Source organism: Capnocytophaga canis (genome assembly GCF_000827555.1).
Taxonomy (GTDB): Bacteria; Bacteroidota; Bacteroidia; order Flavobacteriales; family Flavobacteriaceae; genus Capnocytophaga; species Capnocytophaga canis.
Window position 1 is genome coordinate 1 of sequence record NZ_CDOI01000086.1, and the last position, 290, is coordinate 290.

Genomic DNA, 290 nt, shown 5'->3' on the forward strand with positions numbered 1-290 from the left:
TTCTTTCTCGATTTAATCAATCTTATTTGATCTCTCGTGTTTTTTATCCCAATATGTCAATGAACTCTTTATAGCTTTCCGCTATTAGCCATTAGCTAAAGGCTTTAAGCATCATGTGGAGAATAAGGGAGTCGAACCCTTGACCTCCTGCGTGCAAGGCAGGCGCTCTAGCCAGCTGAGCTAATTCCCCATTAATATAGGTATTAGGGGTTAGGCAATAGGGAATAGTTTATATCAATCCCAAAACTCTTACCTATCTTAAAAGCAACAACCTCTAAAATTTCCTTTCA

Annotated in this window: 1 tRNA gene; it reads right to left on the reverse strand. The window is 38.6% G+C overall.

Going from position 1 to position 290, the window contains the following annotated elements:
• Positions 1-116 precede the first annotated feature (116 nt).
• Positions 117-190, reverse strand: a tRNA-Ala gene (locus CCAND38_RS02390).
• Between the last annotated feature and the right edge of the window lie 100 nt (positions 191-290).